Genomic DNA, 13,840 nt, shown 5'->3' on the forward strand with positions numbered 1-13,840 from the left:
CGTCCTTCTCTTCAGGTTAACGAAGTTTAAGCGTAGCAAGGCCGATCAGGGCCAAAATCAAAGAAATAATCCAGAACCGGATCACAATCTGCGGTTCGGCCCAACCCTTCTTTTCATAGTGATGATGGATTGGCGCCATAAGAAACACCCGCTTCCCCGTGCGTTTGAAGTAAAGCACCTGAATGATCACCGAGAGCGCCTCGACCACAAACAGCCCCCCCACAATCGCCAGCACAATCTCGTGCTTCGTGCTCACCGCAATCGCGCCCAAAGCGCCGCCCAAGGCAAGCGAACCTGTGTCCCCCATAAACACAGCCGCAGGCGGCGCATTATACCAAAGAAAGCCGAGGCCACCGCCAAATATCCCGGCGGTAAAGATCAGGATTTCTCCCGTCCCCGGCACATAATGCACGTCAAGATAGTCGGTAAAGTCGACCCGTCCAACCGCATAGGCAATCACACCCAGCGTGCCCGCAGCGATCATCACAGGCATAATAGCCAAGCCGTCCAGACCATCGGTCAGGTTCACAGCATTCGCCGCGCCCACAATAACAATCATCGCAAACGGCACAAACAGGTAACCAAGGTTAATCAGCGTGTTCTTGAACACCGGCATAGCGAGCTGATACTGCAGCCCCTCGGGGTGATATACTGCCGCCCAATAGCCGGCAATCGCGCTAATCAACAAGCCAAGCAGCATCCGCACACGGCCCGATACTCCCGCAGTTGTTTGCTTTTTTACCTTCGCATAATCATCGGCAAAGCCGATGGCGGCAAAGCTAACCGTCACAAACAGCACGATCCAGATGAACGGATTATCAAGCCGCGCCCAAAGCAGCGTCGAGGTGAGCAGCGCGCCCACTATCAGCAACCCGCCCATCGTCGGCGTGCCGGCCTTTGCCAGATGCCCTTCGGGGCCATCATCTCGAATCGGCTGTCCTTTGCCCTGACGGCGGCGCAGCACGTTGATCAGCGGAGGCCCGAAGATAAACCCGAAAATGAGGGCGGTGAGAAACGCTCCGCCAGCACGGAAAGTTATATATCTGAAAAGGTTGAAAAAATCGCCACCATCAGAAAGATATGTTAGCCAATAAAGCATTTACTCGTTCCCTCGTCTTTCCGTTTTGGGGCGCATGGCCTCGCGGATTGCCGTCACAATCCGGCTCACAGCAATACTCTTTGAGCCTTTGACGAGCACAATATCACCAGCGCGCAAATACCCGCGCACCTTATGAGCCAGTTCATCAGCCGTTTCAAACCATTCACCTTGCTGCTCATCGGGCAGCGCGTCCCACGTATGGCGCATCAAAGGGCCAACGCAATGCACAATATCAAGCTCAGCAATGGAGCCAAGTTGCGCCACGGCCTTGTGTTGCGCAGCCTCGCTTGTGCCAAGCTCCAGCATATCGCCAATAATCGCAATCTTGCGGCATGGGCCTTTGGCCGGCCGCGCAATATCGGCCAAAACCTGAAGCGAAGCCATCAGAGAAGCCGGGTTCGAGTTGAACGCATCGTCAATCAGTTCGATGTGGTCATCGTCGACCTCATCCAGCAGCAAGATTTCGCGCTTGCCCCGCCCGGCCGGCGGCTCCCAATTTGCAAGGTCCGCTGCCGCCACCGCACGCTCGACACCGAGAGCCTCACAAACCGCAATCGCGCCCAGCCCGTTCATGGCAAAATGCTGCCCCGCAGCGCACACCTTAAAGACAAGTGGTTCGCCAAATGCCTCGGCCTCGGCCACTGTCATATTGTCCTTAAGCCGCGTTGAAAGCAGCGTGTAATCCTTTGATGAAACACCAAAAGTCAGCACCTTGCCCGCAGATTTTGCAGCCTTGGCCGCCAGCACAGGCGCGGTCTCAAGGTCGGCATTCCAGACCGCCACGCCACCCTCGACAAGCCCGTCCATGATCGCGGCTTTCTCCGCCGCGATGCCTTCGATATTCTCGAACGCCGCCAGATGCGCCGCTGCAACCGTGGTGATCATCACCACATGCGGCCGGGCCATCCTGGCCAAAGGCGCAATCTCGCCGGGGTGATTCATGCCGATCTCGATCACGGCAAACTCCGCCTCAACGGGCATCCGCGCCAGCGTCAGCGGCACGCCCCAATGGTTGTTATAGCTCGCCTCTGCCGCGTGGCAAAAGCCCTGCGCCGCAAGGATCACCCGCAGCATCTCCTTGGTCGAGGTCTTGCCTGCGCTGCCTGTCACACCGATGATTTTGGCAGTGCTCCGCGCCCGCGCCGCGCGGCCCAGATCTTCCAAGCCAGCCAGCACATCATCCACGAGCAAGAGCTTGTCGCAGCCTTCCAGCCCCTCGGGCACATGGCTGACCAATGCGGCCACCGCGCCCTTCTCAAGCGCCTGCGCGACAAACTCATGCCCGTCCCGCGCAGCCTTCAGGGCAACAAACAAATCCCCTGCCGCAAGCGTGCGTGTGTCGATAGAGACACCCGTCGCCGCCCAATCCGATTGAACCTCACCGCCCGTCGCCGCAGCCGCATCAGCGCTTGTCCAGATCGGGGTCATATCCTTCCCTCCAGAGCCGCCACAGCCACGCTGGCTTGCTCCACATCGTCAAACGGCAAAATATCGTCACCCACGACCTGACCTGTTTCATGGCCCTTGCCCGCAATCAAAAGCGCATCACCGGGCTGGAGCAGATCAACGCCGCGCAGGATGGCCTCGGCGCGGTCGCCAAACTCGTTGGCTTCGGGGCAACCTTCCAACACAGCGGCACGGATGCTCGCCGGGTCTTCAGAGCGCGGGTTGTCATCGGTCACAATCACAACATCTGCATGTTCCGCCGCCGCGCGCCCCATCAGGGGCCGCTTGGTGCGGTCACGGTCCCCGCCCGCGCCGATAATGGCAATGATCCGCCCCGCCACATGCGGGCGCATTGCTTTCAGCGCCGTGGCAACAGCGTCAGGCGTGTGCGAATAGTCCACAAACACCGCCGCGCCATTGTCGCGCGTGGCGGCAAGCTGCATCCGCCCGCGCACCGTCTGCATATAATCAAGCGTCTCGAAAACAGCCTGCGGCTCTTCCCCCGCCGCAATCACAAGGCCCGCCGCCAAAAGCACGTTTTCAGCCTGAAAGCCGCCAATCAGCTTCAGATCAGCGCGGTAGCCCCTGGAATTGTGCTTGAAAAACACTTCCTGCCCCGTGGCATGAAAGCGCTGCGCAGTCAGCTGGATGTCAGCTCCGTCCATGCGCCCTACCGTCATCACTTCAATCTCGCGCGCCTGCGCAACCTTGGCCATGTCCCCGCCGCGCGGATCGTCGATATTGATCACGGCTACGCCATCTTCTGATAAAAGCCGCCCGAACAACCCGGCTTTGGCGGCAAAATACTCTTCAAATGTCGCGTGATAATCCAGATGATCCTGCGTGAAGTTGGTAAACCCCGCCGCCGCAAGGTGCACCCCGTCAAGGCGGCATTGTGCAAGCCCGTGCGAAGAGGCTTCCATCGCGGCGTGGGTGATGCCCGCATCATAGGCCTGTTTCAGCGTGCGGTGTAGCGTGATAGGCTCAGGCGTTGTGTGCGCCAAAGGCGCGCTCCAGTCGCCCTCAACGCCGGTTGTGCCGAGGTTGACGGCAGGCAAACCAAGCTCCTGCCAGATCATCCGCGCAAAACTGGAAACACTGGTCTTGCCGTTGGTCCCCGTCACCGCAATCATAACTTCAGGCTGCGCCTCAAACCAGAGCGCCGCCGTATACGCCAGAACCTGCCGTGGGTTTTCGCTCACAACCAAAGCCGCATCAGAGGCCTTAAGCTCATCGCGCGCAATCGCTGCACCCTCTGGGTCTGTCAGAACCGCGCCGGCGCCCATCCGCAAGGCATACTGGATAAACTCACCGCCATGAACCTTGGTTCCGGGAAGGGCGGCAAACAGAAAGCCGTCTTTCACCTCGCGGCTGTCAACAGCAAGTCCGCTGATGCTGACATCGCCTCCACTGGTCGCCGTCAGCCCCAGTTCGCTCAGTTTTTTATGCCCCACCGCCGCCTCTTATCCGTTAATTCGATGTGAGCGTTATACCAGCCAATTCACCCTGTTCAACTTCTGGTCTTAGCCCGAGCAACGGCGCAATACGATTAATGAACTCCGCCGCCACAGGAACAGCCGTCCAGCCCGCGCTGCGACGGTTCTCGCCCATCGAGTACACCTCGGGCTCATCCAGCGTGACAATCAAAACATACCGCGGATTGTCTGCCGGAAAAATGCTCGCAAATGTGGCGATAACCTTATCGTCATAATACCCGCCACGCGCCTTCGGCTTGTCAGCTGTGCCGGTCTTGCCACCCACAGCATAGCCCGCCACATCCCCGAAACTGGCCGTGCCATCCGTGACAACCTTGCGCAGCAAGCCGTTCATCTCGAAAGCCACCTGAGGTGACACCACCTGCGCACCATAATTCGGCCCGCTCTGCTTGATCAGAGTTGGCGTAATCTTGCGCCCGCCATTGGCGATGGTCGCAAAGGCCGCCGCAAGGTGCATCGGCGTCGCGGACAGGCCGTGGCCATAAGAAATTGTCATGGTCGAAATTTCCGACCAGTTTTTCGGAATAAGCGGCTGACCGCCCCCTGCCTCGGGCATTTCAACTGCCGTGGGCTCCAGCATCCCGAGGCTTTCGAGAAACTCTCTCTGACGCTTCGCCCCGATCATCTGCGCAATCCGCGCTGTCCCGATGTTGGAGCTCTTCGTCAGAACCGTTTCCACGTCCAGCTCTTTGCCGTAGTTGTGAAAATCCCGAATGCGGTATTTGCCCCAAACCAGCGGCCCGCGTGTGTCGATCATGGTGCTCGGGCTCACCAGACCCAGTTCATAAGCCTGCGCAATGGTAAAGACCTTGAAAGTCGAACCAAGTTCATACACTCCCTGAAGCGCGCGGTTAAAGAGCGGGCTGTCGTCAGGGTCGCCCTCAACAGGCGGCAAGGGGCGGTCGTTCGGGTCAAAATCGGGCAGGCTCACAACCGAGATCACCTCGCCAGTGTGCACATCCATCAGGATGCTCGCAGCCCCTTTCGCGCCCATCAGCCGCATCCCGCCATACATCACCCGCTCGGCAGCCGTTTGCACTGTCAGGTCAAGCGAAAGCTGCAAGGGGCGCGCGCCATTGCTCGGATCGCGCAGATATTCGTCAAACTGCTTTTCAACACCAGCCATGCCGATCACTTCCGCCGCATGCACGCCCTCACGGCCAAAACTTGTTCCACCCATCACATGGGCAGCCAACTTGCCATTGGGATAAAGACGCGCCTCGCGCGGACCAAAAAGCAACCCGGGCGAACCGATATCATGCACAAGCTGAAGCTGCTCGGGGCTGATTTTCTTTTTCACCCAGACAAATTTGCGCTTGCCGGTAAAATCCTTAACCAGCCGTTCTTCATTGAGATCAGGGAAAATCTTCACAAGTTCTTTCGCCGCCCTGACAGGCTCGATCATTTCCTGAGGCTGCGCATAGAGTGAATGGGTTTCAATGTTCGTGGCCAGAACACGGCCGCGTCGGTCCACAATATCGGCCCGCTGCGCCAGAATATCGAGGCCCGTGCTTTGCGCACGGATTTCTGTCGGTTCCGACCCTGCCAAAAGCCCCATACGCGCGCCGATCACGGCAAATGCGCAAAAGAACATAATCCCGAGCACAACAAGGCGCCCCTCGCCGACCGAGCGCAACTCGTTCTGGATCGCCTCATGGCGCACCGTGGTGTTACGCTTCTCGATCGCGTCAGGATCATTGCCTTTTTTGCGTGCATCCAGAATGGCAGCCAGAGGTCTGAGAGGAATACGTGTCATTGGTCTGCCCCGTTCTGCTCGATCCCGTCACTCGAAACTTCAACCGAGCCGTCAAGATCAAACTCAAGCTCCAGCTCGTCTTCCACAGTGACAGGGTAATTCACTTCATCAATCGCGCCGAAATGCTCAGGCGAGAGCGGCAAAAGCCCGATTTTCTCAAAGTTCAACTCGGCCAGCTCATGCAGCCGGTCGGGGCGGTTCTGATAGGCCCATTCCGCCCGCAAAATTGCCAGCCGTGCACGTGCCTCACCGATTTCGCCCTGTAATTTCCTGGAGTTGCCGTAGGCTTCCTGCGTCTGGTAATTTTCGTGGTAAGCCCAGAACGCGCTGCCAATCACACAGATTGCCGTCAGCAAATAAACGATGGTTCTCATAGGACCCCCTCTCCCAGTTGCGGCGCGCCGATAGCTCTTGCACTCACAGCGCGCGCGTCAGCCTCGGTGCGGCGCGCAAGGCGCAAAAGCGCGCTGCGGCTGCGCGGGTTCTGCTCAAGCTCTTCTGCGTTCGGCCCGATGGCCTTCTTGTTGATCAACTTGAATGTCGCAGGTTCGGGCGTCTGCTCGGGCGCATAACGGCTGCCGCCGCCGGCCTCGCCCGCCCGTTCGCGCATGAAGCGCTTCACAACACGGTCTTCGAGCGAATGAAACGAAACAACAGCCAGAATGCCGCCGGGTTTCAGCGCGCGTTCTGCCGCCTCAAGCCCTGCCACCAGCTCACCAAACTCGTTGTTCACCGCAATCCGTATCGCCTGAAAGCTGCGTGTCGCAGGGTGGCTCTGGCCGGGTTTGGGCCGCGGCATCACGCTCTGGATAATCTCGGCCAGATGGCCCGTGGTTTCAATCGGCGCCACCGTGCGCGCCTTGACAATCGCCTTAGCAATCCGTCGGCTTGCGCGGTCTTCTCCGAAAAGGTAAATAATATCAGCAATTTGGGCCTCTTCGAGCTCGTTCACAAGCTCCTTGGCCGAGCGCCCTTGCTGGCTCATTCTCATGTCGAGCGGCCCGTCCCCCTGAAAGGAAAACCCGCGCTCGCGCAGATCAAGCTGCATCGAACTCACGCCCAAATCAAGCACAACACCGTCCACGCCCGTGGCCACGGTATCAAGCTTGGAAAATTCGGTCTGGTGAAGCTCGACACGGTCGCCATAAGGCGCGGCCCAGCCTTTCGCCAACTCATGCGCCAGCGGGTCACGGTCAATCCCGATCAGCTTGTCGGCACCCGCTTCAAGCAAGCCCTGCGCATAGCCGCCTGCGCCCAGCGTTCCATCAACCCACACGCCACTTACCGGCGCGACATGGTCAAGAATAGCCGTGAGCAAAACCGGAATATGCCTGCGGTCTGGTGTGGCATGTTCCATCTCGCGCTATTCCCCGCTCACAGCCTTATCAAGGTAAATCAATGGGTCGAAATCTTCAGGAAGGTCATCAAGCCACTCTTCGGTCTTGGCGAGCTCTTCTTTTTCATAGGTCTCGGGATTCCAGATCTGGAAAGTGTCTCCCGCCGCAATGAAGAAGGCTTCATTCGTAAGGCCGATCTTGTCCCGCAGCTTTTGCGGCAGAACCAGACGGCCCGTCTCGTCCACAGTCGTCGGCAATGATTGCCCTTGATAGAGCCGTTGCAAAACTTTGCGCTCTGTCGAGCCGCGCGGCAATTTAGCAATCTTGTCATCAACCTCGTTGATGGCCTGCACAGTATAACAATCAAGAAAATTTCTACGGTGGTCGCCATAGACAATCACAAGCTCGGGCGTGTCACCTTCGCGCCAGTCGGGGTCAGAGGCTTCCAGAACACGCCGAAAAGAGGCCGGAATTGACACCCGCCCCTTAGCATCCACCTTATGGTGGCTTTCGCCGCGAAATCTACGAACCACTCTGGGCCGCCTCTCTATAGTTCCCCAAAAAATCTTGTTTTAGATGAGGAAACGGCGGTTGATCTGCTGCCACTGATCAACCGCCGCCCTCGTCCCGCTTTGCGGGATTGTCCAGCTGCGCGCGCCACCTGGGGGGGATGTCTGCTCGCCCGCGCGCCGGATCTCTTGTTCTGATGAAGCGGGTGCCTGTATGAAACCTGACTTAGGGAGTTTTGTTTCGGGGTCTTTTTGATCGCCCCTTTGTTTCCCAACCTCATCTCGTGAAACATGGATGCCATGGGAATTCATGGTAATCAATAGTTTTTTGAGGACCGAAGCCACATTATCTAGTCCAAACAGCCGATCAGAACTAGATGTAGTAGGGTTTTCACCTCAAGAATACACCAACTGTAGCGATAAACTGCGAAGTTTATACTATATATGGTGACGCTCGCCCCCTCTAAGGCGTGACCCATAAAATCCCACTTTTTTTGAGAAATCGCGAAGTAACTGCTCAAACCACTGCGCTGCCTGGTCAGAAATACGCTAAATCACTCGAATCAAACCGTTGATTCGGCGAAATGCTCCCTGAATCAAAAGGGACGCCCATGATTTCCCATGGCACATCCCATCAATTCCCACAGAGTGTTCGGCTCAGATCAGTTTTTGGGCCAAATCCGCATAAATCGCCGCCGCAGCACTCTCGCCCGCGGCCACAGGCTGCCCTGCATCCCCGCCAAGCCGCGTATCAAGATCAATCGGAAGCTGCGCCAGAAGTGGCGCTCCAAGGCGCTCGGCCTCAAGCCCGACACCACCGTGCCCAAAGAGATGCGCCTCATGTCCGCACTTGGGACATATATAGAGAGACATGTTCTCGATAAGCCCGATCACCGGCACCTTAAGCTTCTCGAACATATCAATCGCCTTACGCGCATCAATCAGCGCCACATCCTGCGGGGTCGAGACAATAACCGCCCCGTCCAGCACTTTCTGCTGGCCCAAAGTGAGCTGCACATCTCCCGTTCCGGGCGGCAGATCAATCACCAAGACATCCAGCTCCCCCCAATCCACCTCGCCGAGCATCTGTTGCACCGCACCCATAAGCATCGGCCCGCGCCAGACAACGGCCTGTTTTTCGTCCACCATCAGGCCTAGCGACATCATTTTAAGGCCATGCGCTTCAGGCGGCACAATCAACCCGTCAGGCGATTGTCCGGGGCGTGCACTCACGCCCATCATCCGCGGCTGGCTCGGCCCGTAAAAGTCCGCATCCAACAAGCCGACTTTCTGCCCCGCGCGGGCCAGCGCCACAGCAAGGTTCACACTCACGGTTGATTTGCCCACACCGCCCTTGCCTGAACCAACAGCAATAATGCGCTTTACCCCTTTGGGGCGGATGTCCTTGCGCTTGGGGTCAGGATGCCCGCCAATGCTCAGCTTCGGCGGCGCTTTGGGCGCGGCCTGCGCCCCATGGGCCGTCAACACCGCAGACGCACTCTCAACCCCGTCAAGTTTTTCAACCAGTTCAACCGCCGCCTTGCGGATAGGCTCCATCTTGGCCGCATCCTCAGGGCTTGCAGCCTCAATCACAAAACGCACAGCCCCGCCGTCAACCGTCACAGCGCGCACCATATCTGCCTGCGCAAGGCCGCGCCCGTCAGGAAGCAGCAAACGGTCAAGTTCTGCCAGTATCTGTTCTTTCGTCGCCATGGTCGCGCTCCTTATTATCTTATGCGCATAGGTGCGCCTCCTGCGTCAAATTACAACCCGAAAGGTCGATTGACGTTCACGTAAGGACGTATGCAAATGCTGCATAGCGGCATTGCCAAACTAGCCCTTTTCGCAGTTGCAGCATCCCCCTATATCCCCGTCAACAGATACACAAACACGCACATGATTGAGTAAAACAATGAACCACGTAGTAGCAACAACATCGAACGCCTTCAGCGAAGCCATCGCGGAAGTCATCGGCAGCGGCATCCGCCTTGTTTCAAACGCAGCAGAATCTTTTGCGATGCACCGCCAATACCGCAAAACAGTTTCCGAGCTGTCAGCCCTTACAGGTCGCGAACTTGCCGACCTTGGCCTTGATGCCTCAAACGTGCACGCAGCTGCATACGAAGCCGTCTACGGCTAAACAAACACCCGGTTTGTGCCGGTTCTCCTCCCTTTTCCGGCACAAGAATGCGCGGCGGGCCCCTCCTCCCTTAAGGCCCGCCGCCTTCATTTCTCCCCTCCCCGAAAAAATCAGAACGGTATCGTGTCGGCATCCGCCGCACTCACGATAAAACGCGCAACAACTTTCTTTGTGCCCGCCTTGTCAAAGGCAATCGACAGTTTGTCACCTTCTACAGCCGTGACATCTCCGTAGCCGAACTTCTGGTGAAACACCCTTTCCCCCACAGAAAATGACGAAACCGCAACAGCCTCGATCACGATGTTACGGCTCTCTTGCGCCTGCCCGCTCGGGCGCTGTGCTGTGCGCGCCTGCATCCGTTTCCAGCCGGGCGAGTTGTAAACATCCGCATCCGAAACAGCCTGATCAAGCCGCGAGCGCCCTCCCGTTTGCGCTGCGCCATATCCGCCGCCATAGAGCCCCGGCGGGGTCAGCACTTCCACATGCGCTTCAGGCAGCTCGTCAATAAATCGGCTCGGCATCTGGCTCTGCCATTGGCCATACACACGGCGGTTGCCCGCAAACGAAATGGTGCAAAGCTCCTCGGCCCGCGTGATGCCCACATAGGCCAGCCGCCGCTCTTCCTCGAGGCCCTTCTGCCCGCTCTCGTCCATCGAGCGCTGCGAGGGGAAAAGCCCGTCTTCCCAACCGGGCAAAAACACAGCCGGAAACTCAAGCCCCTTCGCGGCATGCAGCGTCATGATCGAGATTTTCTCGTCCGCATCGTCCTTGTCATTGTCCATGATCAAGCCGACATGTTCCAGAAACCCTTGCAGGTTCTCGAACTGCTCCAGCGCTTTCACAAGCTCCTTGAGGTTTTCAAGCCGCCCCGGTGCTTCGGGTGATTTGTCGTTCTGCCACATCCCGGTGTAGCCGCTTTCATCAAGGATAATCTCGGCCAGTTCGACATGGGTTACCTCAGGGCTCGCCTCAAGCCGCTGCCAGCGCCTTAAGTTGTCCAAAAAGCGCTGCAATTCCACCGCGCCCTTGCCGCCCAGTCCTTTGGCATCCAGAAGCATCTGCGCACCCTCATGCAGCGGCAAAAACTGGCTGCGCGCTTCCACCTGTATTTTCTGCTGCGCCTTGTCGCCCAACCCGCGCTTGGGGGTGTTCACCACCCGCTCAAAGGCAAGGTCATCCTCAGGGCTCACCACAAGGCGAAAGTAAGCCATCGCATCACGAATCTCCATCCGCTCGTAAAACCGCGGCCCGCCGATCACCCGATATGGCATCCCGATGGTCAGAAAGCGGTCCTCGAACGCGCGCATCTGGTGGCTCGCGCGCACAAGGATCGCCATGGAATTCAGCGAAATAGGCCGCATCCCGCGCGTGCCCCGCTGCAAGGCCTCTGCCTCCTCGCCAATCCAGCGTGCCTCTTCCTCGCCGTCCCAATGGCCGATCAGGCGCACCATCTCGCCGTCCTCTGCCTCGGTCCATAGCTCCTTGCCAAGCCGCTTCTCATTGCCCGAAATAACACCCGCCGCCGCAGCCAGAATATGCGGCGTGCTGCGGTAGTTCTGCTCCAAGCGGATCACTGCCGCACCGGGAAAATCCTTCTCAAAGCGCAGAATGTTGCCAACTTCGGCCCCGCGCCAGCCGTAGATCGACTGGTCGTCATCGCCCACACAACAGATGTTCTTATGCCCACCCGCCAGCAAACGCAGCCACAAATACTGCGCCACGTTCGTGTCCTGATACTCGTCCACCAGCACATATTTGAACCAGCGCTGATACTGCGCCAAAATATCCTCATGCTGCTGGAAGATCGTCACCACATGCAAAAGCAAATCACCGAAATCAACCGCATTCAGCTCCTTGAGCCGCGTCTGGTATTGCGCATAAAGCTGTGGCCCCAGCCCGTCATAGGCACTGCCTTCCGCCGCAGGCAGGTTCTCGGGAAGCCAGGCGCGGTTCTTCCAGTTGTCGATAATCCCCGCCAACATCCGCGCAGGCCAGCGCTTGTCATCCACATCCGCCGCCTGTACCAACTGCTTGAGCAAACGCAACTGGTCATCCGTATCCAGAATGGTGAAATTGCTCTTCAGCCCCACAAGCTCCGCATGGCGTCTGAGCAACTTCACGCAAATAGAGTGAAACGTCCCAAGCCATGGCATCCCCTCGACAGACTGCCCCAGCAACCGCGCCACCCGCTCTTTCATCTCCCGCGCGGCCTTATTGGTGAATGTCACCGCCAATATCTCGTTTGGCTGCGCGCGCCCGGTATTGAGCAAATGCACAATCCGCGTGGTCAAAGCCTTGGTCTTGCCCGTGCCGGCTCCCGCGAGCATAAGCACCGGCCCGTCCAGCGTCTCAACCGCCGCACGCTGTTCCGCATTCAACTCGTCCAGATAGGGCGCGCCCCGCGCCATGAGGGCTTTTTCCGATAGAGAAACCACGTTTTATCACTTCTTTTCCGCTCAATTCAGCTCCGATACCTAAAGATTTTCCAGCCCAAGTCAAAGCAATGTTCGCCTTGTGTTCCACCCATCCCCGCAAATCAGTCTTTTTTTTTGCCATAAATATCCCGGGGAGCGCGAGGGGCAGAGCCCCTCGCTACCGCGCCGCGTTCCAAAGAACGCGGCGCAATCCCACTGGACATTCCCAACGCCCCCGCGCTCAATACGCTCCATGGACCTGCACGCCAAATACCCGAGCATTGATGATCTGCGCACACGCGCCCAAAACCGCATCCCGCATTTCGTGTTTGAATACCTCGACAGCGGCACAGGCCGCGAAATGACAACCCTCAGCAACCGCACCGCGCTTGATGCGGTCAAGTTCCTGCCCTCCGTGCTGCATGGCCCGCAAAGCCCCGACCTTTCCCGCAGTTTTCTCGGCCAAACCTACGCCGCCCCCTTCGGCATCGCCCCCGTCGGCATGTCGGGCCTCATCTGGCCCGATGCCGAACGGCTCCTCGCCGCCGAGGCCGCCCGCGCAAATATCCCCTATTGCCTCTCGACAGTCGCGGCCCAAACGCCCGAACATGTCGCGCCTGTGCTTGGCAGCAAAGCATGGTTCCAGCTCTATCCGCCCAAAGACGAAGCCATCCTCAAAGACATACTCGCCCGCGCCAAAGCAGCGGGCTTTCACGCCCTCGTGCTCACCCTTGATGTCCCCGTCGCCTCGCGCCGTGAGCGTCAGACACGCTCTGGCCTCACCCAGCCGCCAAGGTTCGGCCCACGCCTCTTGTGGCAAACCGCCCAACGCCCCGCATGGGCCATGGCCATGCTCAAAACAGGCGCGCCCCGTATGCGCCTGCTCGACAGTTACGCCAGCAACACCCGCAGCCTCTCGTCCACGGCCCACATCGGCTACCTGCTGCGCACCTCGCCCGATCATGCCTATCTCGAGCGCGTTCGTGCGCTCTGGGAAGGGCCCCTCATCGTCAAAGGCATCCTTGATTCAAGCTCGATCCCGATGATCGAGCAAACAGGCGTCGATGCGCTCTGGGTTTCCAATCACGCAGGCCACCAGTTTGACGGTGCCCCCGCCAGCATCGACATGCTGCCCCATATCCGCGAGGCTTCCGATCTTCCCATCATATTTGACAGCGGGATCGGCGGCGGCCTCGATATCCTGCGCGCTATGGCTCTGGGGGCCGATTTCGTCATGCTCGGGCGCGCATGGCACTACGCCCTCGCCGCTCTCGGCCCGCGCGGACCACAGCACCTCACCGATATGCTTACCCAAGACCTCATCGCCAATCTCGGCCAACTTGGTGTGCAAAACCTGACCGATCTTCCCCAGCGCCTTATCACACCTCACTCTACGGCGCGGTAAACCCCGGACATGGCTGCAAGCGCATCCTCCGCATTCCTCACCAAACTCTCGGCCATTGCGGGTGCGGCGGGCACAATCGCTTTCTGCCCCGAAAGAAAACTGCGGCAACCGGCTTGCATATCCTGCGGACCTTGCGTCTCATTGGTTTCGTCGTCCCTATCGCGCATAAGGCCGCTTTCCGAAGAGCCATCTGGCCCAATCACGCGAATATGAATGAGCTATAGCCTCGATTGGTAAG

General features: G+C 58.5%; 12 protein-coding genes. 2 read left to right on the top strand and 10 right to left on the bottom strand.

Annotation, left to right across the window (positions count from 1 at the left end; genetic code table 11):
- Positions 1 to 16: 16 nt before the first annotated feature.
- The 8 genes from mraY to OE750_RS09420 form a co-directional block, all read right to left on the bottom strand.
- Positions 17 to 1,099, bottom strand: coding sequence for a phospho-N-acetylmuramoyl-pentapeptide-transferase (mraY, locus tag OE750_RS09385; protein ID WP_263763858.1), 1,083 nt, complete (start codon positions 1,097 to 1,099; stop codon positions 17 to 19).
- A complete protein-coding gene (locus tag OE750_RS09390; RefSeq protein ID WP_263763860.1) occupies positions 1,100 to 2,527 on the bottom strand; it encodes a UDP-N-acetylmuramoyl-tripeptide--D-alanyl-D-alanine ligase in 1,428 nt (475 codons plus the stop codon). It lies immediately after the preceding gene.
- The gene (locus OE750_RS09395; RefSeq protein WP_263763862.1) at positions 2,524 to 3,999 is read right to left on the bottom strand and encodes a UDP-N-acetylmuramoyl-L-alanyl-D-glutamate--2,6-diaminopimelate ligase; all 1,476 of its coding nucleotides are present in this window, start codon (positions 3,997 to 3,999) and stop codon (positions 2,524 to 2,526) included. The genes OE750_RS09390 and OE750_RS09395 overlap by 4 nt, the downstream gene beginning before the upstream one ends.
- Positions 4,000 to 4,015: 16 nt before the next feature.
- A complete protein-coding gene (locus OE750_RS09400; RefSeq protein ID WP_263763864.1) occupies positions 4,016 to 5,797 on the bottom strand; it encodes a peptidoglycan D,D-transpeptidase FtsI family protein in 1,782 nt (593 codons plus the stop codon).
- On the bottom strand, positions 5,794 to 6,171 hold the full coding sequence (locus OE750_RS09405; protein ID WP_263763866.1) for a cell division protein FtsL: 378 nt from the start codon (positions 6,169 to 6,171) through the stop codon (positions 5,794 to 5,796). The genes OE750_RS09400 and OE750_RS09405 overlap by 4 nt, the downstream gene beginning before the upstream one ends.
- Positions 6,168 to 7,154: a 16S rRNA (cytosine(1402)-N(4))-methyltransferase RsmH gene (gene rsmH / locus OE750_RS09410; protein WP_263763868.1), complete on the bottom strand. Its 987-nt coding sequence runs from the start codon at positions 7,152 to 7,154 to the stop codon at positions 6,168 to 6,170. Before rsmH ends, OE750_RS09405 begins: the two co-directional genes overlap by 4 nt.
- Before the next feature lie 6 nt (positions 7,155 to 7,160).
- Positions 7,161 to 7,667, bottom strand: coding sequence for a division/cell wall cluster transcriptional repressor MraZ (gene mraZ, locus OE750_RS09415; RefSeq protein ID WP_263763870.1), 507 nt, complete (start codon positions 7,665 to 7,667; stop codon positions 7,161 to 7,163).
- Between the two features lie 633 nt (positions 7,668 to 8,300).
- Positions 8,301 to 9,356, bottom strand: coding sequence for an Mrp/NBP35 family ATP-binding protein (locus OE750_RS09420; RefSeq protein ID WP_263763871.1), 1,056 nt, complete (start codon positions 9,354 to 9,356; stop codon positions 8,301 to 8,303).
- A gap of 199 nt (positions 9,357 to 9,555) precedes the next feature.
- Between OE750_RS09420 and OE750_RS09425 the strand changes: the two genes are divergently transcribed.
- A complete protein-coding gene (locus OE750_RS09425) occupies positions 9,556 to 9,783 on the top strand; it encodes a DUF1127 domain-containing protein (protein ID WP_263763873.1) in 228 nt (75 codons plus the stop codon).
- A gap of 110 nt (positions 9,784 to 9,893) precedes the next feature.
- Here OE750_RS09425 and OE750_RS09430 read toward each other — a convergent pair whose 3' ends face one another.
- Entirely contained in the window at positions 9,894 to 12,191 is a 2,298-nt protein-coding gene (locus tag OE750_RS09430; protein WP_263764046.1) for an ATP-dependent helicase, read from the bottom strand.
- Positions 12,192 to 12,450: 259 nt separating this feature from the next.
- Here OE750_RS09430 and OE750_RS09435 point away from each other — a divergent pair, with 259 nt between their 5' ends.
- Positions 12,451 to 13,602, top strand: coding sequence for an alpha-hydroxy acid oxidase (locus OE750_RS09435; protein ID WP_263763875.1), 1,152 nt, complete (start codon positions 12,451 to 12,453; stop codon positions 13,600 to 13,602).
- Here OE750_RS09435 and OE750_RS09440 read toward each other — a convergent pair.
- Positions 13,584 to 13,769 (bottom strand): hypothetical protein, encoded by a 186-nt coding sequence (locus OE750_RS09440; protein ID WP_263763877.1) that lies wholly within the window; start codon positions 13,767 to 13,769, stop codon positions 13,584 to 13,586. The genes OE750_RS09435 and OE750_RS09440 overlap by 19 nt on opposite strands.
- Between the last annotated feature and the right edge of the window lie 71 nt (positions 13,770 to 13,840).

The sequence above is a fragment of the Lentibacter sp. XHP0401 genome, assembly GCF_025751535.1.
Lineage (GTDB): Bacteria > Pseudomonadota > Alphaproteobacteria > Rhodobacterales > Rhodobacteraceae > Lentibacter.

Coding starts and splice junctions, on each gene's coding strand:
- OE750_RS09440 (WP_263763877.1), bottom strand. CDS start 13,769: ATGCGCGATAGGGACGACGAAACCAATGAGACGCAAGGTCCGCAGGAT.
- OE750_RS09435 (WP_263763875.1), top strand. CDS start 12,451: ATGGACCTGCACGCCAAATACCCGAGCATTGATGATCTGCGCACACGC.
- OE750_RS09430 (WP_263764046.1), bottom strand. CDS start 12,191: ATGGCGCGGGGCGCGCCCTATCTGGACGAGTTGAATGCGGAACAGCGT.
- OE750_RS09425 (WP_263763873.1), top strand. CDS start 9,556: ATGAACCACGTAGTAGCAACAACATCGAACGCCTTCAGCGAAGCCATC.
- mraY (WP_263763858.1), bottom strand. CDS start 1,099: ATGCTTTATTGGCTAACATATCTTTCTGATGGTGGCGATTTTTTCAAC.
- OE750_RS09420 (WP_263763871.1), bottom strand. CDS start 9,356: ATGGCGACGAAAGAACAGATACTGGCAGAACTTGACCGTTTGCTGCTT.
- rsmH (WP_263763868.1), bottom strand. CDS start 7,154: ATGGAACATGCCACACCAGACCGCAGGCATATTCCGGTTTTGCTCACG.
- OE750_RS09390 (WP_263763860.1), bottom strand. CDS start 2,527: ATGACCCCGATCTGGACAAGCGCTGATGCGGCTGCGGCGACGGGCGGT.
- OE750_RS09405 (WP_263763866.1), bottom strand. CDS start 6,171: ATGAGAACCATCGTTTATTTGCTGACGGCAATCTGTGTGATTGGCAGC.
- OE750_RS09400 (WP_263763864.1), bottom strand. CDS start 5,797: ATGACACGTATTCCTCTCAGACCTCTGGCTGCCATTCTGGATGCACGC.